Source organism: Steroidobacter gossypii (assembly GCF_016801985.1).
Lineage (GTDB): Bacteria > Pseudomonadota > Gammaproteobacteria > Steroidobacterales > Steroidobacteraceae > Steroidobacter > Steroidobacter gossypii.
On sequence record NZ_JAEVLS010000002.1, the window covers coordinates 124,597 to 149,686 of the forward strand.

The window sequence follows — 25,090 nt, forward strand, 5'->3', positions numbered from 1 at the left end:
GGCACTCACGGGCCAGCCAGCAACGATCTGGCGCTGGAAGCGGAAGGGGTGTGCATGAAGCTGGCGAGTTTTTCTGCGTTGTGTATGACGTGCACACTGGTCGCGTGCGCTGGAGACGGAGAAGGGCTGGACGAGAACGGTCGGCCCGCGGGGGAAGACAGCGGCACGTTGCAACCGACTTTCCAATCCATCCAGTCATTGGTGTTCACGCCCGCTTGTACTGGATGCCACGCAGGCGCGGCCGCGCCGCTCGGCCTACGACTCGATGAAGGCGCTTCGTATGCACTGCTGGTGAATGCACCCAGTGTCGAAGTGCCTGCGCTGATGCGCGTTCAGCCGGGCAATCCGGATGCGAGCTATCTGATCCAGAAAATCGAAGGAACAGCTGCGGTGGGAGCTCGCATGCCGCTCAATGCGCCACCGCTGCCGCAGGCGACAGTCGATGTGATTCGCCAATGGATTGCCGATGGTGCGCCCAATACCTCTGGAGGCGGGAGCCAGAAAACTCGTATCGAGTTCGCGCACCTGATCGCAGTGTCGCCCATGCGCTTCGAGAGCGCGCCGGCTTCGATGCGCGAGATCGTTGTGACCTCGGATACCGAGCTCGACACGTCTTTATTGCAATCGGATCTCGTGACGTTGCGAGTCAGCGGCGGGGATGGCGAATTCGCAGCGGGCAACGAGCGAACCGTGCCCGTTCAGGTGAGGGTTCGATCCACACAACCGTCGGTGCTGGCGATCGAGCCACGCGTGACGCCTCTGGCCGCCGACGAATATGAGTTGCGCATCAGCGGCAGCGATCCGGTAGCGCTCGCGGACCTGGCGGCTCGGCCCATCGACGGCGATCACGACGGTACCGCCGGAGGCGATTTCGTTCTGCGCTTCACAGTGGAGACGGCGCGATGAGGGCGGGCGCTGTGTTCTTGCAGATCTGTGCGCTCGTGGCGCTGTTTTCAGCCAGCGTGGCTGGCGTTCGAGCCGAGCCGTATTTCGCCGTTCGCGAAGGGCTCAAGTGCAGCAACTGTCATTTCAACGCAGCCGGCGGCGGCATGCGCAATGCTTTCGGCAATGGCTGGGCGCAGACCGCACTGCCGGCCCGTCGCATCGAAGGCATAGAATCCGATGCGTGGACGGGCGTGGTGAATCGCTTCTTCGCGCTCGGCGGCAATCTGCGAGCCAACGCCACTCATACGGATGTGCCGGACAACGACGCTCGGTCCGAGTTCGATCTGGAAGAGGGGCGGGCCTACCTTGCGATCACGCCCATACCGGATCGATTGGCGGTCTATTTCGATCAACGGTTCGCACCCGGCGGCAGCACCAACCTGGAAGCGTTCGCTCGCTACACAACTGAGGATCAACGCTGGCAGGTGCAGGCCGGACAATTCTATTTGCCGTACGGGCTGCGCCTCGAGGACGACGGGGCCTTCATTCGGCAGGTGACTGGCATCAACTTCGCGACCCCGGATCGCGGCGTGCAGGTGGGATACGAGTCCGGCTCGCTGTCGACACAACTTGCCGTGTCCAACGGCACGGCGAGCGGGCCGGAGCCCGACGAAGGCAAGCAGGTGAGCTTGCGCGCCGAGCATGTGCAGAGAGTCTGGCGCGTCGGGGCGGGCTTCAATCTGAATCACACGGACGCGGGCGACCGTCAGATGCAAGGCGTTTTTGCCGGTCTTCGCACCGGGCCCATCGCATGGCTGGCCGAGGCGGACTACCTCACGGATGAAACGCTCGGCCCCGAGGAGCGCAAGCAGTGGGTCGGGCTCATCGAAGCCAACTGGTGGATCTCACAAGGTCACAACCTCAAGCTCACCGCCGAGGTGTTCGAGCCGGACACCGACGTTGACGAAGACGAGCAGAACCGCTACAGCCTGGTTTATGAACTGTTTCCATTCCAGTTCGTGCAACTGCGGCTAGGCGCGCGCATCTACGACGGCATCCCGCAAAACGACCTGCAGAACCGCAAGCTGTTTTTTGCGCAGCTGCACGGATTCTTCTGAGCAAAACGAAAGCGCGACGTGCTCCGCTCGCGGGCGTCACATCTGCGCAATACGGGGTTCAGTTCGACCAGTCGGTGAGACCTTCGCGCCGGTTGAGCTCGATAAAGGAAGGCATGGAGCGCATCCGGCGAATGTAGGGCGCGAGATTCTTCCAGGTGTCTGCAGGGCGCGGCATGTTTCGCGACCAGCGCATCAGCATCGTGCCCAGCAGATCAGCGGTGCTCAACTGATGGCCGACCAGATGACTGCGACCGTCGCTCAAGCGCGCATCCAGAAGGTCCCATGCGCCTTCGATTCGGCGGCGGGCCAATGCTTGCACCGCTTCGGCACCGGCGGGATCGCCGTCCTTTCCCGCATAGAACCAATCGCGCATGGCGGGCAGCACCGTGTTTGCCAGATAGATCATCGTCTCCAGCCATTCAGCGCGGGCAGCGGAGCCAGGCGTCGGCGCCAGCCCCTTGTCTGGATGACGTTCGGCCAACGACATCAGCAGCGCGGTCGATTCGGTGCGCGGAGCGCCGTCGATCATCAGGGTCGGAATGCGGCCGCTCGGATTGAGTTTGAGATATTCGGCAGAACGCTGCTCCCCGGCATCGATGCTGACCAGCTTCGCCTCGAAAGGCAGCTGCATTTCGATGAGCATCCAGTGCACAGCCATGCTCGCCGCACCGGGCGAGTAATAAAGAGTGTAGGTCACTGCGGTTCCTGCGCGTGAAATAGCGAAGTATGGCAGGCGAAAGTCGGCCTGCACAGCCAGCTCCGGATGGAGCGCAATCTTCGCTCCCTGTAGTGCGTCGATACCCAGACGCGGAAGCAAAGGTCATGGTGCGACTCACGTTGATGGTGCTGTTCGTGTGCGTTTTACAGACGGCGATGGCCGATTAGCGCTTTGACAGCATGGTCTGGCGGAGAAGGATCGTGGCGCGGAGTTGCACTTCACGCTGCCTGCATAGCATTCAGCGAGCCAGGGGCCGCGCCAGCCGTCCTTTCTGCTTTTCTTCGTACATGAGGGCGTCCGCCTGCGCGAGCATTTCCTCCACCGAGAGCGGCTGATGCGGATCGGAAGTCACGATGCCCACGCTGACACACAGGTGAAAGCGTCGCTCCGGTTGCATGTTTCTGCGCCGTAGCTCCTGGTGAAGGCGCTCGCGGATCAGGTGTTCGCTATTGCCCTCGGTCGTGGGTAGCAGCAGTGCAAACTCGTCGCCGCCCAGGCGGCCGATGATATCCGACTCGCGAAAACAAACACGCAGCACGTCCGCGATCTCGCCGATGGCGGCATCGCCGGCTTGATGACCCAAAGTGTCGTTGATGGGCTTCAAACGATCCATGTCGATGAACACCACCACAAAGCGCTCGCCAGTACGCTTCACGAGCATGGCGTGCTGCTCGGCGCGCATCAGAAAGCCGCGGCGGTTCGCCAGGCCGGTGAGCTCGTCGAGAGTCGATTCCTTGCGCAACGCCATCTGCATGCCGTGTCGCTCGAACGCGTAACGCAACGCGCGCACCAGCAGGCTCGTGCTCATTTGACCTTTGATCAGATAATCCTGCGCGCCGGCGTGGAGCGCCTCGATCGCCGCTGCTTCGTCGTCGAGACCGGTCAACACCACCAATGGCACGTTGGGCGCGGCCCGCTGCACCCTGTGGATTGCATCGACGCCGCCGCCGTCGGGCAGCCCCAGATCCAGCACGATCATGTCGGGGCAGGTCCCGGCCAGGAAGCCGAGCGCCTTGTCGATGGTGTCGCGGTGCTCGAGCTCGAATTGAAACGCACGCGCCTCTCTGATCATCTCCGTGAACAGGCGGACATCGCCTGGACTGTCCTCGACCAGCAGCAGCCGGATCCGCCTATCGAACATCATTGGCTCCGTGCGGGGGAAGTTTGACGAAGTTGAGCCAGAAACTTTCGATGGAATGCGCGACTCGCAGGAATTGCTCCAGGTCCACCGGCTTGCTGATATAACAATTGGCGTGACTGCTGTAGGCGCGCGCGATGTCTTCCTCGGCGGTGGAGGTCGTCAACACCACCACCGGGATCTGCCTCAGATGTTGGTCCGCCTTGATTTCGGCCAGCACTTCGCGGCCGTCCTTGCGGGGCAGATTCAAATCGAGCAGCACCAGATCCGGTTGCCGGACCTCGCGGTATCTGCCTTCGCGTCGCAGGTAGGCCAGCGCCTCGACGCCGTCGCGCACCACGTGCACATTGTTGATGACCTTGCCTTCCTTGAAGGCCTCCAGGGTGAGCCGGGCGTCGCCCGGATTGTCTTCGACCAGCAGAATCTCGACGGCGCCCGTGATCATGAGGTCAGACCCTCGGTGCGTGGAATCGTGAACAGAAAGTTGGAGCCTTTGCCGGGTTGCGACTCCACCCAGATCTGACCGCGGTGGCGCGCCACAATTTTTTTACATAGCGCCAGACCGATGCCGGTGCCCGAGTATTGCTCGCGCGTGTGCAGTCGCTTGAACATCTGAAAAATGCGCTCGAAATACTGCGGCTCGATGCCGATGCCGTTGTCGCGCACCGAAAAGATCCAGTGGTCGGGCGTCGCTTGCGCGCTCACATGCACCTCCGGTTGCTGACGGTTGCAGTACTTGAGCGCGTTGCCGATGAGATTCTGAAACAGTTGAGTCAGCTGCGTGGCATAGCCGACCACGGTAGGTAACTGTTCCACGGTGATCACGGCGTTGCGCTCTTTGATGGATTGTTTGAGCTGCGCGAGCGCGGCTTCGCACACGGTGGCGGTGTTGATGGGCTGCGGCGACTGACCTTTGGTCGATAGTCGCGCGTATGAGAGCAGATCCAGAATCAGCGTTTGCATGCGCTGCGCGCCGTCGACGGCATAGCCGATGTACTCATCGGCCTCTGAATCGAGCTGACCGCGGTAACGACGCGCCAGCAGCTGGGTGAAACTCGCCACCATGCGCAGCGGCTCCTGCAGATCGTGCGAAGCCACATAGGCGAATTGTTCGAGCTCCGCATTGGAACGCGCCAGGTCTTCGGCATTGCGGGCGATCTCCTCCTGAGCGCGAGCGCGCTCGACGACCTGACCCAGTTGGGTGCCCACGTTCGCCATCACATTGAGCAGCTCATCGTCCGGCTCTTCCACCCGGTGCGAGAAGAACTCCAGCACCGCCACCACTTTGCCTTGTACCAGCACCGGGAAACCGAAAGCGCCGCGCACATCGAGCGCGGCCACTTCGACATCCGCCGCGAAACTGCTTTCGTCCCTCACATCACGGATCCATGCGGGCTTGCCGGTTTTCACGACTCGACCGGGCAGTCCCATGCCGGCGTGCAGGCGGGTTCGTTGGGTGGCATTGCACAGCGACGCGAATCGCTCCGGATCGTCGACGTGCCACAGCGAGCTGGAAATCAGGTCAGCGGAATCGGGTGCGCAAAGATACACGTGCCCCACCGGCCAACCGGTGTGTGCGCAGATCCGGTCGAGTGCAAACTGCAGCACGGTGTCCGTCGATGTCGCCTCGTTGGCCGCGACCGCCACCGACTGCAGCAACTCGACGAACGAGACCTGCCGATGCAGCGCCTGCGTGGTTCGCTCGAGCTCGCCAATGCCGTGTTGAATCCTGGATAGCGCAGGCCGTAACACCACCAGTCCTTGCAACAACAGTACACCCAGCAGCGACATGAGCATGAAGACATACAATCGATCGCGGCGAGCCTGGCGAGTCTCGGAATTCTGTTCATAGTGCGATACGAGTTCGCTCAACCTTTGCAGATAACTCTGCTCGTGACCGAGCAGTTCGTTTAGCAGGGAGCCGATCTCCGCGGATGACAGCTGCCCAAGCAAGCGCTGCACCGACCGGCTCATGGCCACGTAGGCGGCATCGATCGTTGCGAAAGTCCCGGTGTTCTCGGGCTCGACGTTCGCATGCACGGCGGCGCCGCCGACTCTCTTTTTCACCCCGCCGATGAGCATCGCCGCCGCACCGTCCGGGTGGTTTTGTTTCAAGGATTCGTGCGAGCGTCTCCACAGGACCCACGTCTCTCGTGCACGTCTCGCCAGTTCCTCTGCCTCGGTGTTCTCGAGAGGGCGGGCCGCCAGCAGCAGATCCCTGGACAGTTCCCGGCTCAACATGATTTGCCGGCTGGCTTCGTTGATCAGCCGGGAATCCTGCGCCAGCTGCCGGCCTTCCTGCTCGATCAGCACGATGCCCAGGATCGACACCAGCCCCAGCACCGCCAGAAACAAAAAATGACGCACCGTGAGTTGCCGGGTGTGCGACAGCGAATCGATTTTCAGATTCGCCATCGGCGCCAGGCCGAGCAGCAGCAACGTGATCACGATGATGGCCACCGTGCCGAGCGCCGAAACGCCGACCGCGCGTGATACATCGTGGAGATGCGTAGTGGAAGGGATGAATGTCACGGCTGCCATGCCGGTGTAATGCATCACCGGAATCGCGGCGCCCATCACCAGCGCGCTCAGGAGTTTCTTTCGGCTCCACGCCTTGGGGTCGGCGCGCAGATGAAAGGTGAGCCACAGCGCCACGAACGAAATGACGATCGCCAGCACCACCGACAGCGCGACCAGGCTGGGAGAATAGGTATGAATTGCCGCGAGCCGCATGGCTTCCATGCCGACGTAGTGCATGGTCGCGATGCCTCCGCCCATGACGATGCTGGCTAGCGTGGCGCGCACCAGCCCCATCTGCTTGCGGCTGACCACGAACAACGCGACGGCGGAAGCAAACACTGCGGCGAGCAAGGACAGCACCACGGTGGGCCAGTCATAGCGCACCGGAATTGGCAATCGGAATGCGAGCATGCCGACGTAGTGCATCGACCAGATGCCCACACCCATGCAGATGGCTCCGCCGACGAGACGCACCAGGCGCAGGGAGCCGCGCGCCGCATTGATTCGGACGGTGAAATCGAGTGCCGCATAGGCGGCGAGAATCGCAATCACAACCGACAGGCTGACGAGCAGAACATCGTATGACCCGCTCAGCGCCGCAGTCGATGACGACATGATGGATCCTTCTCTAATTGTTATCGCCGTTCCCGGCGCGATTCTCTATTCGCTCGCCGAGGAACGCAAAAGGGAAGGCCGCAGCGCGCGGTGTGTTGGTACTTGCCGCGCTACAGCAGAAGCTTTATAGATATTTGAGAATCAACCTTCCGCGCTGCTGCTTCGCATGGCAGCGTCCGTTACGGACGGCTTCGAGGGCACCCAGCGCGCGAGTGCAGCGCGCAAAGTGGCGCGACTGAAAGGCTTGCCAAGGTAGTCATCCATGCCGGCGGCGAAGCAGGCTTCGCGAGCTGCGCTCGTGGTATCGGCGGTCAATGCGATGACAGGGATGTGTCGGCCTGTGCCTTCGCGTCGCCGCCACTCCGTGGTGGCCGCGAACCCATCCATCACCGGCATGCGGCAGTCCATCAGCACGACGTCGTAAGACGTGCGTTCCAACATTTCGAGGGCGTGCTGCCCATCGTGCGCTGTATCTACGTCGACGCCGAGCGAACTCAACATGCCTTCCGCCACATCCCGATTGAGCGCCTGATCTTCGACCACCAGCACACGCACGCCCGGCGCCAGCGGTTTCATGGGAACGGGATGTGCACCGATTTGCGAGGTATCCACGCTGGCATCACCGATCAGCGTGCGTTGTAGCTGCTGGAGGCGCACCGGCTTTGTGACTTCCGCATCGAGCCACTGCAGGTCGTTCCGCGGCGTTGGCCCGAGATTCACGAAGCTAGCCAGACGTATGATTCGCGGTCGCACTGCGCGTTCAGCGATCACGGCCTGCAGTTGTTGGATGGACGCGCCATCCAACAGCGAGTGGTCGATGACCATGGCGTTGTAGGCAGTCGCGCGCAGTTCTCTCATCACTTCAGCAAAGCTGCCTACGCCCGTGGCGTGTGCGCCCCACTCATCGAGCGTGTGAGCGAGAAAGCGTCGCACGGCTGCATTGTCGTCCGCGACAAGAACCCGTAGTCCGACCACCTCCGCGAACGGTGCAGGCGCCTGCGCATCGGCTTCGGCCAGTTGCAACGAGAGGTCGACAGTGAATGTCGAGCCGGCGCCGGGCGTGCTCGCCAGCGAGAGTTTGCCGCCCATCAGATCCACGAGTTGCCGTGCTATCGCCAGGCCCAGGCCCGTGCCGCCGTAACGGCGCGTAGTCGATGCATCTTCCTGTACGAACTCCTCGAAGATCCGCGCTTGATTCTCCGGCGCGATGCCGATGCCGGTGTCCGCCACGTCGATGCGCACGCGCAATCGGTCGCCTTCGACGCCGGGCGAGCTCACTCGCAATGTGACTTCGCCGCTTTCGGTGAACTTCACGGCGTTGCCGCCGAGGTTGACGAGGACCTGCCGGAGGCGCACCACGTCGACTCTTACTCGCGGTAATGGTCGTGGCGGGGTATCGCACATGAGCTCGATATTCTTGCCGGATGCGCGCGCGGCGAGCATTTCCGCGGTCTGCTCGACCAGCAATACGAGGTCGCAATCGACCGGCGCAAGTTGCAGACGACCTGCTTCGAGCTTGGAGAAATCGAGCACGTCGTCGACGATGGCCAGCAGCGAGTCGGCTGAACGATGGATGCCGTCGGCGAACCGCCGCTGCACGGGGTCCAGTCGCGTATCCAGCAGCAGCTCGCTCAATCCGAGTACGCCATTCATGGGCGTGCGCAGTTCGTGATTCATGCGCGCCACGAAATCGCTCTTGGCGCGACTCAGCACTTGCAGCTGATGGTTGCGCTCTTCCAGCTCGCGAGTGCGCACGGCGACCATTTCTTCCAGCTGGCGTTTGTGCATCAACTCGCGCGTGCGCCGCAGTCGTAGCAATCGCCCCACGTATAGGAGGGCGCAGACAACGATCGCGAGATAGATCACGCGTGCGACAAAGGTATTCCACCACGCGGCGGTAACGTGAACTGGAATGGTGAGGTCCTGCTCGCTCCATGTGCCATCGGCATTGCTGGCGCGGACCCGGAAGATGTACTCGCCTGCGTCCAGGTTGGTGTATGTCGCGCGATGCGCCGAACCCGCTTCCACCCAATCTGGGTCGAAGCCTTCCAACCGGTACAGATAGCGATTGTTCGCGGGTGACATGAAATCGAGCGCAGCGAATTCGAACGTTACCAGCTTGTCGTCGTGCGCGAGGACGAGAGGGCGATCCGCACCGGGAAATTCTGCGAACGGCAGATGTTGATTGAGGATCGCGACTGAGGTGAGCGCCACACGCGGCGGCGGCGCGGGCGAGGGCTCGGCATCCGGCAGAAAGGCGTTGAAACCGCCGTTGCCGCCGAAGTAGAGCGTGCCGTCGCGCCCACGATAATGAGCGTTGAAATTGAATTCATCCGCCTGTAGGCCGTGCGGTTCGCGGAACAAACGATTCGAGCCGCTGCGCGGATCGATGCGCACGAGACCGTTGTTCGTGCTGAGCCACAGATGGCCCTCGCGGTCCGACTCGATGCCGTACACCACCTGGCTGGGCATGTTCGTCAACCGCTCGTCCCGACGGAAGCGCACAGCGTCCGGCTCATCCGATCCGCCGACCACGCGATCGAGACCGCCGCCCGCGGTGCCGACCCACAACGTGCCGCTCGGATCGATGTGTAGAGCGTAGACGGTGTCGTCGCTCAGACTGCTCGGATCGCGGTCATTGCGACGAAAGTGATGGAAACGACCCGTGCGGGGATCGAGCAGATTCAGGCCGCCACCGATGGTGCCGATCCAAAGATTGCCTCGCACATCTTCGACAATGGCGCTCGCGCCCGGATTGCTGAGCGAACTCGTATCCGTTCCGTAGGGATAGCGCGTGAGATTGCCGGTCGCACGATCGATCCGCGCGAGTCCGCCGCCGTAGGTGCCGACCCAGATCGTTCCGTCGCGCGCCTCGTAGACGCACATCACGCCATCGACGGGCAACGTCGTCGGATCGCCTGGAACACTGGGGTAGGTGCGAAGCGTGCCGCTTTTCACGTCGAAGCGGGCGAGGCCGCCGCTCATCGTGCCAATCCACAATGCACCATCACGATCGTGCAGTAGAGCCATCACGCCATTGTCAGGGAGGCGTAGCGGCCCACTGGACTCACGTGTGTAGCGGCGCTCGGTTCGCTGGATCGTGTCGATCTCCACCAGACCGTCGGCGGTTCCAACCCACACAGTGCCTTCGCCATCGTCCGCGAATGCGTTCACCGCGGTGTTCGCAAACAGGCTGCTGCGATAGTGACCGAGCGTCCAGCTCTTCGGGCTCCAATGACTGGCGCCGCCAGCGCGCGTGCCGACCCATAGCACGCCGCCTCGATCCTGATACAGCGACATCACATCGTCGTCGCGCAGACTGTGCTGATTGTCTGGATCCCGGCCATAGCGCACGAAGGTCTGGGACGAGGGTTGGAACAGATTGAGCCCGTCGGACGTGGCGATCCACAGCCGCTGCGCGTCGTCTTGCATCAAGGCGCGTACGCGATCGCTGCTGATCGAGCGCGGGTTGTTTGCATCTCGGCGAAATGAAGTGACCTCGCCAGTGCTCGGATCGATCCGGTGCAGGCCGCGTTCGAACGTGCCAACCCACAGTGCGCCCGCGTGATCCTCCAGAATGGCGCGCACTCGCGATCCATCCAGTGGGCTGCCCAATGCAACGTCGTTCGAGAAATCATTGGTATCGGGTTCGTAGCGGCTTAAGCCGTGGTCCGTACCAACCCAAAGCCGACCCGCGCGATCCGAATAAAGCGCAAACACTCCATTTGAAGGCAGCGAGCGTGCATTGCCGGGCTCATTGCGAAAGTGCCGCACGCGACCGGTGCGAGGATCGAGCATATCCAGACCCTGTCGCTCCAGGCCGGCCCAGATCATGCCCGCGGCATCGATGTGCAAGGTGCGCACAGCGTCGTCGCCGAGGGAGTGCGGATTGTTTGGATCGTGCCGGAATTGTTGAAAGCGATCGTGGCGGCGGTCCCATCGCGCTACGCCGCCACCTCGGGTGGCGAGCCACAAGTCGCCGCGCGCATCTTCCGCAACTGACCAGATGTAGTCGCTCGCGAGCCCATGCTCGTTGCCGCGCTCGCGGCGATATTCGCGGATGGAGTAACCGTCATAGCGGTCGAGGCCGCTCTCGGTCGCAAGCCACAGGAAGCCCTGCGAGTCCTGCAGGATGCTCATCACCGTACTCTGCGACAGACCGTCGCGCATCGTCAGATGCTCGAAGTACATGGGCCGCACTTCGGGCACGGGCGGCGCTGCCTGCGCGGTGGTGAAAACCGCGCAGGCGAGCAGGGCAGCGATGCATCTGAGCCCGCGATGAGCCACGGCTCGGTTACTGCTTATTCCTGCGGCGCCGGTTCGACACTGGAACTGCTCGCCGAGGCGTTGCTCCAGGTGAAGCCATTGCTCCAGGCGTAGTTGTTGCTCCAGGTGAAGCCGTTGCTCCAGGTGAAGCCGTTACTCCAGGTGAAACCTTCGCTCCAGGTGACTGAGTCGCTGCTGGGCGGACTGCCGTCCCACAACAGACCATCGAGCGTCGAAGCCAGCCCCACCAGCAACTGCCCGAGCAGCGGCAGGCTGCCCAGCGGGCTCAGCAGCTGTGTCAACAGTCCGGGAGTCTGCTCAACTTCCATGATGTAGTAATTGCCGTTCTCGTCGCGATTCGCGCGGCCACCGTAGTGCTGCAGCCCCGCGAGATCGGCCGCGACGTTGAGACCTTGATTCGCGCAGTTCGTAGCGGTGCTGTAGATCGCATCCTGCGCATTCACGAGGCCAGCGCCTTGTTGGAACACTGTGTAGGCGAGGGTGCCGTCGCCTTTCACAGCGGGACGCGCGCCGTCCATCAATCGACATTTCACGCTGTTCGGCGATAGTCCGGGATTCGCTTGCAGGATGAGTGCGACGACGCCGCTCGTCACCGCGGCGGCTTGCGAGGTGCCCGACATAGTCATATCGGGATAGCGAGTGTCGAGCCACTGCGGGAATCTTTGCGCGAGTGTGCCATCGTCCGGCGCATACGCGCGGATGTGACCGCCCATCGCGACGACTTCAGGTTTAACGAAGCCTTCGTAGGTCGGTCCCGCGGACGAGAACGAGGCAAGGCGATACATGCCTGGCTCGTACGGGTGATACGCATCTGTGACTGCGCCGACGGTGATGACATACGGGTTGTTGCCTGGCACGCCGATGCTCATGGGTGCGGGACCCTCGTTGCCGGCGGCGGCCACGACGACTACGCCCGAAGCCCACGCCGCCATCACGGCTTGATTGAGCGGATCGTCCCAGTAGTGTGAACGCACCGGCGCGCTCAGCGAGAGGTTGAGCACGCGAATGCCATAAGCGAGGCGCTGGTTCACTGCCCACTGGATGCCGGCGATGACGTCGAAGTAACGGCCCATGCCTTCACTGTCGAGCACGCGCACCGACACGAGGTTCACGCCGGGCGCCACGCCTTGGTAGCGGCCCGTGGATGCGATGGCGCTGCTGGCGATGATGGAAGAAACGTGCGTCCCGTGACCGTTCAGGTCGTCGATATCGCGGCTGTACTTGTTTAGCGACAGCAGAGGATAAGCTTGGGGATTTTCGCGTGCGAGGATGACATCGTACTGCGCGAGCACTCGCGGATTGCGACCAGAGGACGACTGCTGCAGCGGGCCCTTGTCCGCCCACACGCCCGTGTCGAGCACCGCGACTGTGACGCCTCGCCCTGTGACGCCGCCCGTATGCATCGTCGCGGCGCCGACCTGCGTCGGATAGTACGTCTCCGGAGGCGCACTAGTAGTGCTGCTCGAGGTGACCGACGCGTCGTCATACACGCGCAAACCATCCACGGGTTCTTCCCAAAGCCTGGCGAGTTCGTTGCCATCTAGAGCGGCCCCGACAGCTCGAATGATTCCGAGGTCGCCCGTGATCTCGCCGCCGGCGCGGGTCACTGCGCGTCGCGCTAGTTCCGTGCTCGCGGCTTGAACTATGTAATTCTGACGCACTCCGATGGGAGCACTCTGTACTGCGTTGCCCGTTGTACCTACAACCGGATCCGGTGGCGGGGCTGCAATGGCAATCGCGGACTCTACGGATGGAGGCGTGGCCGGCTTCGGAGTAGGCGATGTGTCCTCTGCGCGCGGAAACCACACCGCGAGAGTAATTGCACCGAGAGCGCCAGCTCCCACCAGCCAGCGCTTGCGCCGAACGATCTTCCCCATCGCTTCCTCCGTTTGTCGGCATGCGACAATATTTGCGGCGTGTTTCTACCGAACACGCGTGATTACAACAAGTGAGCCGGTAACGGTTCGTGGTACGGGCTGAGGCCAATCTGCGGTTATGAGCGCGAGGCGACTGCAGCAGCCAGTTCTTTGGCCACTTGTTCTAAGTACTGTTGCAAAGCGGCGCGACTCTCCGGCTCCAGTGTGACGAAGTCGCGGCGCGCGTCCATTGGGTCGGGATTGCGCACGATGTGTCCCGCTTTCACCAGCTCGCGGATCCGACGCAAGGCAGTGGTGGGCGAGATGTGCTCCACGGAGATGCTGAGCGCGGACACCGAAATGCGCTGACCCGCTTTTTCGGCCCGCAGTAGTTCGCGCAAGAGGTCCCACGCGACGTCGTCGAGCTCACCGAGCGGCGCGACAGCCTGCCGCGGCCGGCGGAAGTGATCCAGCCCGAGGAGCGTGAGATCGCCTCCCGGCGCGCCGCTTCTTCGCGAGACCTGCTCCGGTGTCTGTTTCCAAGCATTCAAGGCAGCAGCCAGAGCTTCAGCCTGCTGAGCGAGCATCGCCGCCTGATCGGTGAGCTGCATGGCGATCTGATTGCGATCCACGCGATCTACCGCGGTTCGAACCGCGCTCAGCAGGTCCTGCGGGCGCACCGGTTTGACCAGAAAATCCAGCGCGCCCAGTCGCAAGGCGGCGACGGCGAATTCGATCTCGGGGTAGGCGGTGAGAAAAATGAACCGCGGCACCGAGAGCGTGGCCTGCAGGGAGCCAATGTTCTGTAGCAGGGTGATGCCATCCATTCCGGGCATGTGGATATCGCTGATCGCGACTACGATTCCCGGCGTAGTGCGGAGGATCGCGAGCGCTTCCTCACCGCTGTGCGCGGGGTAACAGTCGTAACCGCGCGCCTGCAGTACCGAGCGCACCCACAGCACCATCGAAGAGTCGTTGTCTATGACTAGGACACGACCTCTTGCCGTATCAACGTTCGTACGAGCGTCGGCAGACTGCGATTTCATCCGTGGTCCTGTACCGTATACCTGACCGACAGGTAGACGCGTGCAATGTACCCTATCCGGACCCACTGCTGACACCACCCGCGATATGTCACATTCAATGGATCAACTGAAGTCCGGGGCTGCCTCCGCGATCGAGCCCTCAGCCAAGGTGCTCGATGTGGATGTCTTACAAGACCTCCTGGGGAGCCTGGGTCAGCCTGTCGCAGTTGCCGCGATATACAGCAAGTTTATTGCGAATGCCGCGGGGTTCATCCGCGAGCTGAGTGTTCTCGACGCCGCCGCGCGCGTGGAAACACTGCACACTTTGAAGGGGAGCGCCGCGATGGTGGGGGCTGAACGCCTGGCAGCGTTGGCGGCGCGCCTGGAGCCGCAGTCGCCCGTTCAGGTTGAGCAGGCAATCCAGGCGCTTGAAATCGAGCTGAAGCAGTTTCGCGCAATGGTCGTGGCGCAGTTCGACGCGCTGGGTGCGCCCATCCAATCTGAGTCAATTTGACGCGGGTTCCAACTCGCAGCACCGCCCTATTTGCGCGCAGGACCGATCAGCGTGGCGACGGCTTCCACCAGCGTGTCGTGGAAGGTGCCCTTGATGACATAGTAGTTCGCGCCCGCGTCGAAGCAGCGCCAGCGCTGCTGAAGGTTGCCTTTGTCGCATGCGATCAACACGGGCAGGCGCTCGAAGCGTGGATCCCTCCTGATGCGCCGGGTGAGCTCGATGCCGTCGAGCAATGGCATCTCCACGTCGGTGAGCACGAGATCGAAGTCGCCGGTGAGCACCGCGTACCAGGCTTCGATGCCGTCCGCGGCCACCACCACTTCGTAGCCTTGATACTTGAGCAGCTTGCGCTCGAGCTCGCGAGTCTCCTCCGAGTCGTCCACAACCAGCACTGGCTTGCCTTTGCTGTGTCGGGCGCTCTCCAGGTACGGCTCCTCGAAGTCGTCCTCGTCTTCGCCATCGATCGCTCTTAATAAGGGCGGCGCGGTGGGCGATGTGCGGGCCATGCAATCGAGCAGGTCGACGGCTTGAACCATCATGCCGATCAGCTCCCGCTGCAATTCGATCTCGCCGCGGCGAACGGCCGCGCAACACTCTTCCATGGCTCGCGCCAGCTCGGCGCCAGCTTCGAGTCCGACGGTCTGCGCGGTTCCCTCGAAGGAGCGCGCGGCCGCCGCGCAGGCGTTCAGCTGTTCAGGAGCGAGAGGATCGCGCGCCAGTGCCAGCACACAGTTCGAGAGCAGCTCGGCTTGTCTCTGTGCTTGCATCCGTAGCAGTTCGAGCATCACCATGGCTTAGATCACTCGACGGGGTTTCTTCTGGTGAGTCGGATTCTGGCCGAGCCCTGGGCGATGAGACGCGAGTGTCTGCGCCAAATTGACGACGATCGGCGCGCGAGAGAGTTGTCGAAATGACCGCGGCTCCACCGTCATCGTAGGGGCAGCAACACGCTCGCACAGCGGAGGACGAGATGCTTTACGCCTTGATGATTTATGAGAGACCCGACGATTGGGAGCGGCGCGATCCCGCCGTGGCGGATTCATATATCGGCGCCTGGCGCAGTTACTTCCGTGCCATATCCGATGCCGGCATCTACGTCGGCGGCAACGCGCTGGAAAGTCCCGACAACGCCACGACGGTTCGGCTGCGCGAGGACAAGCGGCTGATCCAGGACGGTCCGTACGCCAACACCAAAGAACAGTTGGGCGGGTTGATGGTGCTCGAGCTGCCCTCGCTCGACGAAGCCCTGGATTGGGCGGCGCGCTGTCCGGCCGCGGCTTATGGCGCGATCGAAGTGCGACCTGTGTCAAGCGAGACGGATGAGAGCGTCACTGGTGAACGCCAGCAATGGTGACGTCCAGCGCGCGATCGAAGAAGTCGCGCGCGAATCTTACGGACGACTCGTGGCCGTGCTCGCCGCGCGCACGCGAGATGTCGCGGGCGCAGAAGACGCATTAGCGGACGCGCTCGTATCTGCATTGCTGACATGGCCGCGTGATGGTGTGCCGCGCAGTCCGCAAGGTTGGCTGCTCACTGCCGCGCGCAATCGGCTGCTGGATCGCATCCGACATCAGCAGGTTCATGACCTGAGTGCGCCGTCTTTGGCGCTGATGATGCGCGAACTGGAAGAGACACCCGATCCGGACACGTTGCCGGACGAGCGTCTGAAACTCCTGTTCGTTTGCGCGCATCCTGCGATCGATCCTGACATGCATACTCCGCTGATGTTGCAAACGGTGCTCGGGCTCGACGCCGTGGCGATCGGTCGCGCTTTAGTCGTGGCGCCGAAGACCATAGGACAGCGCCTGGTCCGCGCCAAGAACAAGATTCGAAAGGCGCGCATCTCGTTTGAAATTCCTTCCGCGAAGCAGATCCCCGAACGGCTCGAAGCCGTGCTGAACGCCATCTACGCCGCGTACGGGAACAGCTGGGAAGATGCGGCGGGCGCGGACCATCGAATCGCGGAGCTCGGTCAGGAAGCAATCTGGCTGGCCCGCGTGTTGAGAGACCACATTCCTGACAACTCGGAAGTGCGCGGGCTGCTCGCGCTGATGCTCCACTGCGAGGCCCGACGGCCGGCGCGTCGTAGTGCCGACGGACGCTACGTGCCATTGTCGGAGCAGGATCCACACAGCTGGCAGATGCCGCTTATCCACGAGGCCGAGCGTGAGCTGGCCGCAGCCGCGCGGATGCAGAGCCTGGGACGATTCCAAATCGAAGCGGCCATCCAATCGGCTCATGCAGAACGCGCATTCGGGGGCAGCACGAATTGGGTCGCGGTCGCCGCGTTCTACGATCAACTACTGCGGCTCGCTCCCTCGATCGGCGCTGCCGTGGCTCGAGCGGCGGCGCATGCCGAGTTGCACGGGCCGCAGGCCGGATTGGGGTTGCTAGATCATCTCGAGCCTGAGACCAGTTCGTATCAACCCTACTGGGCAGTGCGCGCGCATCTCCTGCAACAGCTTGGCAGCGCCGAGCTGGCGGCGGAAGCTTACGATCGCGCGATTCAGCTCAGCGAAGATGCGGCGGTTCGGCACTTCCTGCTGGAGCGGCGCGGTTGCTGAAGCGCGCCCGCGAATATCAAGGTCCGCGATCCCCCGGCGAGAGCTCTGGTCTCGAGTCGTACAGCTGCTGAGCTCGCGCGGCTTTTTCTTCCATGGTCAAACCCTGATCCTTTTCCACACGCATCAGCTCGATCAGCGAGCGCGTGAGCGCCTCTTCTTTGCCGTAGAGCGCCATGGCTGTTTCGGGGCCGAAGTGGGCTACACGAAGCGCGTGCAGACCTTCCAGCTCGGCTAGTGCCGCTTCTTCGGTCGCGGGCGCGACGCCTGGTGGATAAGCCTGTCGCTGCGCCTTCGAATAATTGTCGTAGCGCTCGAGCAATCTCACAGCCTCCGCTGCTGCGGCAGCGGGTAATTGCTGCGTGATCTTCTGCTGGGCCTCGCCCAGGTCCGCTGCATCGGTCTGCGCAAACAAGGCTTCCATGTTGAGTCGTGTTTGCTCATCGACCACGAGCTTGCCTGCACTGTCGACGCGGAACGGTTGTTCCGGATCGGTCTTTGCGGGCGATCCAGTTTGTTCCGATGTCGTCGCGGCAGTCCCGGAGGTCGCAGCGTCCATGTTCGGCTCGCGCTCCGCGACGTCTTGTTCAGCCTTCGCCGTTACCGTCGGTGCGGGTGCGGGCTGGTCTCTCAACGGAAGAGATTCGGTTGTTTTCGGTACGTCCGCACGCCACCACCACGACGCGGCGACGCCGACCGCTGCAGCAACCAACACAGCTGATATGAGATTTCGTTGCATGGCGGGCTCTCCTGCAAGGATGGCGGCGAAGCCGCCATCCCGGTGCGAACGTTTCAATACGGGCAGGTCGATCGATAGTCCGAGAACACCAATCCCGTGGCGTAACTCTGATGAGGCGCGCCACACAGGAACGGCGAATAGCGCGTGTCTTCATCCATGAAGCGCTTCACCCACGCCACCGCGTAGCGACCGATCGGCGTGTTGGTCGAATTCGGAGCGAAGTGGCTGGCGCCATTGAGCTCCGCATACGCTTTGTCGAGCGAGCTCGGCAAGCCGTTGTAGAACGGAATCGAATGCGACGTGACCGAGGCGACCGAATCGTTCTCGGCGCCGATCACCAGGGTCGGTACCTGCATGGACGAAAAAGTCTTGGTCGTGCTCCACGCCGTGAGCGGTACGGCCGCCTTCAAGGAAGGATTGTCTCGGGCGGCGTACAACGAGCCACCGCCACCCATGGAATGACCGGCGACGCCGCGTCGTGAAGCGTCCACTCTGCTACGAATCGTGGCGCTGCTCGACTGGGTAACGTGTCGCAGTGCTGCCATCAGCTGCGTGGCGCGGCTGGGTGGCTGATCCAGCGTCGAATTGGTATCGATGGTGATCACGACGAAGCCGTGCGTGGCGATCCGGCGGCCGAGCCATGCGATCGACGATTGAGTGGCGGTGAACCCCGGCGAGATCGCAAGCACGGCATACGTGCCGCTGGTCGTCGGGTAGTAGATCGTGCCGCCGCCAAAACCGACCGCCGCCAGACTCGACACCGACGAGGTGGCGACGCTGAACGGGCCGCTGGTGGCGTTCAACGAAGCGGAGGTGGGATCCGGTCCTTTTTGATACTGCGCGTGTGCGCTGGCGGCCAGGAAGAGCAGGCCGAGTGCCAAACCAAAGCGCCGACGGGAGTTGTTCCTTTCCATGTGGTTCCCCTGATATCGAAGCGATGTGGATGAAGCGCAGCGCCGGCAATGGCGCTGCTCAGCTTTGCCGAGTTCCGTTCTGCAGCTGCAAGTCGATCGGATTGGAATTCACGGCCGAGCGGATATACCAGGGCGGGCGCTGTCGTGCCATGAATGGGCAGTAGTGCACCGAAATGTCAATTCATTCGCACCGAGAGCAGACGGGATCAAGCGATTGATTTCCCAACAAACGTCACGATCCGAATGGATGTGAGACAGGCGAGCGCGATGAACGCTCAGCGGGATCGGAGTTGGACTATTGGCAAAGCGCCACGACCGCGATCTGCAGAAGGGGGACTGCAGATCGGGCCGTGGCAGCGCCGCTCCACTCCAAACGATGACTCAGAACGACAGATAGGCGCCGACGTTGAAATTGCTGCTGTCGTTCTCGATGCCGTTGTGAGCTTCGGCCTTGGTGTCGGTGAACTCGGCGAGCAAGGTGAGATTCTCGGTGAGCGAGTGATACACGCCGACCGTGTACTTCTCGTTGCTCTCGACCAGCGCCGAGATCGGTTCGCCCGGGGCCAGATCGAGATTGCTCTGGCCGAAGTTCACGCCCACTTTGGTGTCGCCGAACTTGTATGTGACTTGCGCCAGGAAGCCGTCGGAATCACGCTCCTCGCCCCCGGGCGCCGCGCCGAACAGATACAACGCGGTCGTGCCCATGCCCTCGCCGGCGTAGTACCAGCCCATGATCTCCAGGCCGCCGAAAGTCAGTTTGCCGCCGACATCGAAACCGCGGCTGTCGAAGTCGTCCGCATTCGTGACGCCTTCATGCTTCTGCCCGATGAAGCTGGCGGAGAGATAAATGGGCCCGTTGGTGTACTGCAGTTTGGCGTGATAGCCCGGGCTGCCTTCGGGGGTCGCCACGCCCTGCGTGATGGGCTCGAGCGGATCGAAAATGCCGACGGTGAGTTTGAAGCCGCTCAGATCCGGCGTGGTGTAATTGATCTGCCCAAGCCAGTCCGTATAGATATATCCCAGGCCGATCGAGCCCAGCGAAGTATTGGCCGGCGCCGCGTAGTTGCCGTTGCCCGCGCCCACGCCGGGCAAGGTCATGTCGGCCAATATCACATCCGCGCCGAACAGCCCGATGTTCCTTCCCAGCAGGAACGTGCCGATGCTGTCGTTGCCGAACGTCATGAACACCTGACGCATGTCGATGGAGGTGGTGCCGAGCGCCGTGTTCAACAGGTCCGCGCCCTGTTGCAGATTCGGGCTGCCGTCGTTGGTGCTGATGCCCGGATAGAAGCCGAAGGTGACGGTCAGGTCGTAGCCGTTCTGCGTGGTGGAGGCGCCGATGGCCAGCGCCGCTGGCAGCAGACCGTTGCTGATCGAGGAAGATTTGTCTTCGCCGGCCGCGCCCCGGCACGCCAGTCCGCCGGTGACGGCCGCCACTGTTTCTTCCTCACAACTGGAATGAATGTAATGAACGTTGACGTTGCCCGAGGCAGTGAGTTTCCAATCGCCGGCGTCCACTTCGACCGCGGCGGCCGGCGGCCCCGCCAGCAGCGTCATGATGACGGCCCCGATTGCGTACCAGAACCAATGAGTTGGCCCAATCCTGCGCTCTGTCGTCCGCATGGCTTTCCCCCTGGATTGTTTCGATCGCCGGGGCGATCGCTTATCGGGTCGCTCGTCGTCGCTGCGAGCACGTGTTGGCTCTTCGCTGCACTCAGACGTAGCAAGGCCTATGCCATTTGGATTTGTGCTGGTGCGTAAGGCGCAGTCAGTATGTTTCTAGCGACATTCGGCGCGTTGGATTCTTTTGTTTGTAATTTTCCGTCACGCCCGCGCCGGCAGGGAATGTGTCAGCCTGTGACAGTGTTACGTCACACTGGCACAGTGATGCACCACCCGGTGAATGATCGATGGATGATCAATCGACGATCAGTGGCTCGTGCTCGTCCGGCCCGATGCGGCCGAGCAGCGGCAGCTTCAGCGACAGGCTCAGGGGGTCGAGGCCGAATGTGAGACCCAGCAGATTGAGCTCCACGCCTTCCTCCCAACCCGCCGCCACGCCGGCGACGCCGAGCACACTGACTTGCCCGCCGGTGCCGCTGGGCGTGAGCGCCACCGGCATGACGCCGAGATAATCCTTGCCGATGGCGGTGGGTGGCAAGTCGACGCGCAATTCCGGTACGTCTCGCAATACAAACGCGGTGAAGGTATTCGAATTCGGTCCCGGCCAGATGCGGTAAGTGTCGGCGTAGGGATAATTTTGCACGGCCGTTTCGATGCGGTCGATCAATGCGTCCACGCCTGGCCCGCGCACGTCTTTCAACAGATCGGGTTCAGCGCCGAACCAGCGACCGTCCGGCGGACGCACGCGAGTGACCACGGTGGTGCCTGTTCGTCGCAGACGGTAGCCGATGACTTCATGCACGGTGAATTCACTGGCGTTACTGCGCTTCACCGCGATCCATGTATGCACGCCGAAATAGCCGCGCCAGCTGATCGTGCGCGCCGCGTATACCTGTACGACGGCTTCCGGTGTCGTCGCCGGATCCGGCGCAAGCCCGACCGGCTCGCGACTCGCCGTTCGCCAGTCGCTGCCGCCGAGTCGTCCCGACTGACCGATGTAGGTGGCCGAGCAGGCCGCGTACAGAGGCAAAAGTAGAATCAGCCAGCCGATCCGCCGGCGCTTGGTGCTCATCGTTGGTGCTCCCGCTGCTCGATAAGCGTCGGGCATTTCTCGGCATATTGCAAACAACCGGAGCACAGACTTCGCGAGTGAAGCCCGCGAAGCCCGTGCTCGCGGTGAGCGTCAGTCGCGGTGGTGGTCGCCGCGTTTGTTCTCGATCGGTAGCAAGAAGTGCTTGAAGGTCCACTCGGCCACGCGGTTGCCCTGCGCGCGCGCCGCCTCGTCGGCGAAGCGGAAATGGATACCCAGATACACGCGCGCATCGACCACGTCGCGCGCGGCGTCCGAGAACTTCTCGTACGTCCGCACCTTCTTCTGGACCATCGGTGCGAGGCTGGTGACTTCGAACGTCATGCGGTCGCGACCAAAGAACATCGCCAGGGTTCGGGTCATCGCCGCGGTCACGTTGTTGGCGCCCGAGGTGTATTCGGGATAGTTCGGCGTGTTCACCAACGGCTGCCAGGCGGGGTCGCCCACGGTCTGCGGATGGGTATCGTTGTCGCCCTCGCGGATCGCCGTGATGGGGCGCCAGAAGACGTAATGTTTCTTGCTGTCCCAGCAGGCGATTACGGCGTCGGCCGTCGCGATGTTGGCCAGCGCAAACAGTCGGGCGCTGTCCCGATGCGGTGGATATGCTTCGCCGAGATGGCGCGCAGCGCGCGATTCCATTGGGCGAAGATATTGTCGTTATAGAAGTAAGCCAGATCGGTCTGTTCGGCCGAACGCCCACTGTTGATGAGCGCGCCCAGCGACTTCACCTCATCGTAATCGCGACGATAGCGCTCGCTGGTGAGGGCCGGAGGTGGGTCGGCGCGAAAGCGTCTCGGACTGGTCAACGTGAACGGATCGGTCGTGGACATCCACGGCGCCACCATCGACGAGAACGGCGCCGGCGCGGGAGGCGTGCCTTGGAATGAATCGGTAGGCCGCCAAACACCTACATCCATGCCCCCCACAAACGGCGGCGGCAGCGGTTCGGGGGCAGAGCGCCGCAGCGGCAGGATGCCGGCAGCAACCTTTTGGCCCACGGTCAAACCAGGGTCGCCCGTGAGACCATGATTGGCCAGATAGTTGTAGTAAGTGGCGTCAAGCGACGCAGCCTGCGCGGGATACATGCCCACCAGCACATCATGCGCGGCTGCCGCGACGGCTGCGGAACGACTGCCTTTCGCGCCCCGCACCTCCATGTGATAAGGCTCGAAACGTCGCTCGATGGCTTGCACCGCATCGTGCACGGCGATCTGGACCAGTGCGGTGTCCAGCGATCCGACCGGACCCGGTCGACCCGCCGCCACCGCCGCCATGGTGATTTCGTTCCAGTCCGTTACTGCGTCGGCGGCGACGGGCCCGGTCCAGGCGGCGAACGCACACACGGTTGCGGCCCACAGGCCTCGAAGTCTGCTCATGGTGATCTCCCAGAAGTTGGTATGAATGGCGGGCTGCAACTTAGGCTCGGCGCGTGGCAGCGACCGTGGTAAAAACCATGGGAAATGGAGGGTTCGTGACCGACCATCCCGTCCAGTTGCGACTGTTGGGTCGGCTGACGCTATGCAGGCAAGGCGTCCAGATCCCCTTGCCCTCGTCACGCAAGGTGCGAGGGTTGCTGGCACTCCTGGCCGTGACGCCAGGGCCGCTGCCGCGTAGTCGCGTTTGTGACTTGCTGTGCGATTCCTCCAGCGATCCACGCGGTGAGCTGCGCTGGTGCCTGAGCCGGCTTCGAGCGGTGCTCGACGATGCATCGAAGCCGCGGGTCGATGCCGCCGCGGACGCCATCTCTCTCGATCTCTCCGATTGCGATGTGGACGTGTTCCACATCGCTCGTCTCAGGGAGCCCGGTCTGGAAACATTGAATGTTTCTCAGCTGCGCCAGCTCGGCGAGCTGTACACCGGGGATTTCGCCGAAGGCCTGGAGCTCGACCGCAATCCGGAGTTCGCAAGCTGGCTTGGTTCACAACGACGACGATTTCGCGCCGATCATGTGGCCGTGCTGGAACAGCTCGTCTCGCGCCTCGGCGAGCAGGAGCACGGCGAAGCGGGTGCCTGTCTCGAGAAATGGCTGCAACTTGCGCCGTTCGACCGACGCGCCCACGAGTCACTGCTGCAGCGTTTGTCGATGGCGGGCCGGATCAAGGAGGGGGAGGCGCATCTCGAGGCAACGATCCGGTTGTTCGAAGCCGAAGGAGTGGAGTGGCTGCCGATCCGTGAATGCTGGCGGGCGGCGCGTCGCCATGCGTCGCAGCACGTGCAGACGCCCCGAATCGAAGTGAACGCCGCTGTTCCAGCCGCCGTCGCGGCGGAGTCGTCCACGAACAAGCCGCGTCGCGCCTCCATCTGTGTCATGCCGTTCTCCGATCACTCTCTGGAACCGGGCGCTCGCGGCGGCCTGGCCGATTGGCTCACGGAAGACATCATTACCCGGCTGGCCAAGTTGCGCGTTTTGTTCGTGATCGCACGCGGCAGTGTGTTCGCGTTGTGCGAACGGAACGTGCCGCCCGACGAAGCTGCTCGTCTGCTCGCGGTCGACTACGTCGCGAGTGGCTCGGTGCGGCGGTATCAGGGGCGTTTGAATGTCACCGCGCAGCTGGCCGAAGCGGCCACCGGCCGGATCGTGTGGGCGGACGACTTCAGTTACAGCCTGGACGCCGCGTTCGACGTGCTCGAGGAGATCGGCAATCGCATCGTGATCTGTCTGGCCGGGCAGATCGAAGCGGCTGAACGCAATCGCGCCGTGCTCAAGCCTCCCAACAGCCTCGATGCATGGGAGGCCTATCATCGCGGGCTATGGCACATGTATCGGTTCAACGCCGACGACAATCGCCATGCGGCTCATTATTTTCAGCTTGCGGTGAAACAGGATCGCACCTTTGCGCGCGCGCACGCCGGCCTGTCGTTCACCCATTTCCAGAATGTGTTCCTGCATTGGAGCACCGAGCGGGATCGCGAAATCGAACGCGCCTATGCGGCAGCCGCGGACAGCGTGGTCGCCGACGATCTGGACCCTGCCGCGCATTGGGCCATGGGCCGAGCGCAGTGGCTGCGTGGACATGTCGACGATTCGGTCTTCGAGCTGCAGCGCTCGGTATCGCTGAGCCCCAACTTTGCGCTCGGCCACTACACGCTGGGATTCGTGCAGAGCCAGGAAGGCGACGCGCAGAGCGCCATCGAGTCGAGCGATACTTCCCGCCGACTCAGTCCCTTCGATCCACTCATGTTCGCCATGCTGGCCTCGCGCGCGATGGCTCTGTTCAGGCTGCAGCGCTTCGAAGAGGCCGCGGACTGGGCCAGCAAAGCGGCCGTGCGGCCCAACGCCCATGTGAACGTGCAGGCTGTCGCCATCAATTGGCTCGCCGCCGCCGGCAGACTCGAGGAAGCTCGTGCGCAGGTGGCAGCGCTGCGTCGCGTGGCGCCGGGCTACGGGATCGAAGACTTTTTCCGCGCGTTTCGGTTCACATCGGAGACTCGCGAGTCGTTCCGGCGGGCTGCGGCCAAGGTCGGGTTCTGAGCAGCGACCCAGTTA

General features: G+C 62.8%; 20 protein-coding genes. 6 read left to right on the forward strand and 14 right to left on the reverse strand.

The genetic code is table 11. The features are described from left to right. Window positions 1-84: 84 nt before the first annotated feature. Together JM946_RS07945 and JM946_RS07950 are read left to right on the forward strand one after the other, a co-directional pair. Entirely contained in the window at window positions 85-906 is an 822-nt protein-coding gene (locus JM946_RS07945; protein ID WP_218042685.1) for a hypothetical protein, read from the forward strand. Beyond that, entirely contained in the window at window positions 903-2,003 is a 1,101-nt protein-coding gene (locus JM946_RS07950) for a porin family protein (protein ID WP_203166670.1), read from the forward strand. Before JM946_RS07945 ends, JM946_RS07950 begins: the two co-directional genes overlap by 4 nt. Before the next feature lie 58 nt (window positions 2,004-2,061). On the opposite strand, the gene JM946_RS07955 is transcribed toward JM946_RS07950, so the two are convergent. The 7 genes from JM946_RS07955 to JM946_RS07985 form a co-directional block, all read right to left on the reverse strand. Further along, window positions 2,062-2,700 carry a glutathione S-transferase family protein gene (locus JM946_RS07955; RefSeq protein ID WP_203166671.1) on the reverse strand — a complete coding sequence of 213 codons (639 nt, stop codon included), beginning with the start codon at window positions 2,698-2,700 and terminating at the stop codon, window positions 2,062-2,064. A gap of 259 nt (window positions 2,701-2,959) precedes the next feature. Then, complete coding sequence (locus tag JM946_RS07960; protein ID WP_203166672.1) at window positions 2,960-3,862, reverse strand: GGDEF domain-containing response regulator; 903 nt, start codon at window positions 3,860-3,862, stop codon at window positions 2,960-2,962. Further along, window positions 3,852-4,304, reverse strand: coding sequence for a response regulator (locus JM946_RS07965; protein ID WP_203166673.1), 453 nt, complete (start codon window positions 4,302-4,304; stop codon window positions 3,852-3,854). The genes JM946_RS07960 and JM946_RS07965 overlap by 11 nt, the downstream gene beginning before the upstream one ends. Continuing rightward, window positions 4,301-6,994: an MHYT domain-containing protein gene (locus tag JM946_RS07970; RefSeq protein ID WP_203166674.1), complete on the reverse strand. Its 2,694-nt coding sequence runs from the start codon at window positions 6,992-6,994 to the stop codon at window positions 4,301-4,303. The genes JM946_RS07965 and JM946_RS07970 overlap by 4 nt, the downstream gene beginning before the upstream one ends. Before the next feature lie 141 nt (window positions 6,995-7,135). Then, on the reverse strand, window positions 7,136-11,281 hold the full coding sequence (locus JM946_RS07975) for a two-component regulator propeller domain-containing protein (protein WP_203166675.1): 4,146 nt from the start codon (window positions 11,279-11,281) through the stop codon (window positions 7,136-7,138). 14 nt (window positions 11,282-11,295) lie between these two features. Beyond that, on the reverse strand, window positions 11,296-12,786 hold the full coding sequence (locus tag JM946_RS07980) for a S8 family peptidase (protein ID WP_203166676.1): 1,491 nt from the start codon (window positions 12,784-12,786) through the stop codon (window positions 11,296-11,298). A 488-nt stretch (window positions 12,787-13,274) separates the two neighbouring features. Further along, window positions 13,275-14,183, reverse strand: a complete 909-nt coding sequence (locus tag JM946_RS07985; RefSeq protein WP_269140949.1) for a response regulator — start codon at window positions 14,181-14,183, stop codon at window positions 13,275-13,277. A gap of 97 nt (window positions 14,184-14,280) precedes the next feature. Here JM946_RS07985 and JM946_RS07990 point away from each other — a divergent pair, with 97 nt between their 5' ends. Then, window positions 14,281-14,676 carry an Hpt domain-containing protein gene (locus JM946_RS07990; protein WP_203166678.1) on the forward strand — a complete coding sequence of 132 codons (396 nt, stop codon included), beginning with the start codon at window positions 14,281-14,283 and terminating at the stop codon, window positions 14,674-14,676. A gap of 26 nt (window positions 14,677-14,702) precedes the next feature. On the opposite strand, the gene JM946_RS07995 is transcribed toward JM946_RS07990, so the two are convergent. Next, the gene (locus tag JM946_RS07995) at window positions 14,703-15,467 is read right to left on the reverse strand and encodes a response regulator (protein ID WP_203166679.1); all 765 of its coding nucleotides are present in this window, start codon (window positions 15,465-15,467) and stop codon (window positions 14,703-14,705) included. A gap of 179 nt (window positions 15,468-15,646) precedes the next feature. On the opposite strand from JM946_RS07995, the gene JM946_RS08000 reads away from it, so the two are divergent. Further along, window positions 15,647-16,030 (forward strand): YciI family protein, encoded by a 384-nt coding sequence (locus tag JM946_RS08000; protein ID WP_203166680.1) that lies wholly within the window; start codon window positions 15,647-15,649, stop codon window positions 16,028-16,030. Further along, complete coding sequence (locus JM946_RS08005) at window positions 15,996-17,240, forward strand: RNA polymerase sigma factor (protein ID WP_203166681.1); 1,245 nt, start codon at window positions 15,996-15,998, stop codon at window positions 17,238-17,240. The genes JM946_RS08000 and JM946_RS08005 overlap by 35 nt, the downstream gene beginning before the upstream one ends. A 16-nt stretch (window positions 17,241-17,256) precedes the next feature. Here the strand turns inward: JM946_RS08005 and JM946_RS08010 are convergent, their stop codons facing one another. The 6 genes from JM946_RS08010 to JM946_RS08035 all read right to left on the reverse strand — a co-directional run bounded on the left by JM946_RS08010 (window position 17,257) and on the right by JM946_RS08035 (window position 22,979). Next, window positions 17,257-17,976 (reverse strand): lipase secretion chaperone, encoded by a 720-nt coding sequence (locus JM946_RS08010; protein WP_203166682.1) that lies wholly within the window; start codon window positions 17,974-17,976, stop codon window positions 17,257-17,259. Window positions 17,977-18,029: 53 nt separating this feature from the next. Next, window positions 18,030-18,890, reverse strand: a complete 861-nt coding sequence (locus JM946_RS08015; protein ID WP_203166683.1) for an alpha/beta hydrolase family protein — start codon at window positions 18,888-18,890, stop codon at window positions 18,030-18,032. 381 nt (window positions 18,891-19,271) lie between these two features. Then, window positions 19,272-20,513 (reverse strand): porin, encoded by a 1,242-nt coding sequence (locus tag JM946_RS08020; RefSeq protein ID WP_230979573.1) that lies wholly within the window; start codon window positions 20,511-20,513, stop codon window positions 19,272-19,274. Window positions 20,514-20,808: 295 nt separating this feature from the next. Continuing rightward, complete coding sequence (locus JM946_RS08025) at window positions 20,809-21,585, reverse strand: DUF3750 domain-containing protein (protein WP_203166685.1); 777 nt, start codon at window positions 21,583-21,585, stop codon at window positions 20,809-20,811. Between the two features lie 111 nt (window positions 21,586-21,696). Next, on the reverse strand, window positions 21,697-22,242 hold the full coding sequence (locus JM946_RS08030; RefSeq protein WP_203166686.1) for a vanadium-dependent haloperoxidase: 546 nt from the start codon (window positions 22,240-22,242) through the stop codon (window positions 21,697-21,699). Beyond that, window positions 22,140-22,979 (reverse strand): phosphatase PAP2 family protein, encoded by an 840-nt coding sequence (locus JM946_RS08035; protein ID WP_203166687.1) that lies wholly within the window; start codon window positions 22,977-22,979, stop codon window positions 22,140-22,142. Before JM946_RS08035 ends, JM946_RS08030 begins: the two co-directional genes overlap by 103 nt. 95 nt (window positions 22,980-23,074) lie before the next feature. On the opposite strand from JM946_RS08035, the gene JM946_RS08040 reads away from it, so the two are divergent. After that, window positions 23,075-25,075 (forward strand): hypothetical protein, encoded by a 2,001-nt coding sequence (locus JM946_RS08040; protein ID WP_203166688.1) that lies wholly within the window; start codon window positions 23,075-23,077, stop codon window positions 25,073-25,075. The last annotated feature ends 15 nt before the right edge of the window (window positions 25,076-25,090 follow it).

Bases quoted from the DNA above. Each gene is read 5' to 3' on its own strand.
- JM946_RS07945 (WP_218042685.1), top strand. From the start codon at position 85: ATGACGTGCACACTGGTCGCGTGCGCTGGAGACGGAGAAGGGCTGGAC.
- JM946_RS07950 (WP_203166670.1), top strand. From the start codon at position 903: ATGAGGGCGGGCGCTGTGTTCTTGCAGATCTGTGCGCTCGTGGCGCTG.
- JM946_RS07960 (WP_203166672.1), bottom strand. From the start codon at position 3,862: ATGTTCGATAGGCGGATCCGGCTGCTGCTGGTCGAGGACAGTCCAGGC.
- JM946_RS07965 (WP_203166673.1), bottom strand. From the start codon at position 4,304: ATGATCACGGGCGCCGTCGAGATTCTGCTGGTCGAAGACAATCCGGGC.
- JM946_RS07970 (WP_203166674.1), bottom strand. From the start codon at position 6,994: ATGTCGTCATCGACTGCGGCGCTGAGCGGGTCATACGATGTTCTGCTC.
- JM946_RS07985 (WP_269140949.1), bottom strand. From the start codon at position 14,183: ATGAAATCGCAGTCTGCCGACGCTCGTACGAACGTTGATACGGCAAGA.
- JM946_RS07990 (WP_203166678.1), top strand. From the start codon at position 14,281: ATGGATCAACTGAAGTCCGGGGCTGCCTCCGCGATCGAGCCCTCAGCC.
- JM946_RS07995 (WP_203166679.1), bottom strand. From the start codon at position 15,467: ATGGTGATGCTCGAACTGCTACGGATGCAAGCACAGAGACAAGCCGAG.
- JM946_RS08000 (WP_203166680.1), top strand. From the start codon at position 15,647: ATGCTTTACGCCTTGATGATTTATGAGAGACCCGACGATTGGGAGCGG.
- JM946_RS08005 (WP_203166681.1), top strand. From the start codon at position 15,996: ATGAGAGCGTCACTGGTGAACGCCAGCAATGGTGACGTCCAGCGCGCG.
- JM946_RS08010 (WP_203166682.1), bottom strand. From the start codon at position 17,976: ATGCAACGAAATCTCATATCAGCTGTGTTGGTTGCTGCAGCGGTCGGC.
- JM946_RS08015 (WP_203166683.1), bottom strand. From the start codon at position 18,890: ATGGAAAGGAACAACTCCCGTCGGCGCTTTGGTTTGGCACTCGGCCTG.
- JM946_RS08020 (WP_230979573.1), bottom strand. From the start codon at position 20,513: ATGCGGACGACAGAGCGCAGGATTGGGCCAACTCATTGGTTCTGGTAC.
- JM946_RS08025 (WP_203166685.1), bottom strand. From the start codon at position 21,585: ATGAGCACCAAGCGCCGGCGGATCGGCTGGCTGATTCTACTTTTGCCT.
- JM946_RS08030 (WP_203166686.1), bottom strand. From the start codon at position 22,242: ATGGAATCGCGCGCTGCGCGCCATCTCGGCGAAGCATATCCACCGCAT.
- JM946_RS08035 (WP_203166687.1), bottom strand. From the start codon at position 22,979: ATGAGCAGACTTCGAGGCCTGTGGGCCGCAACCGTGTGTGCGTTCGCC.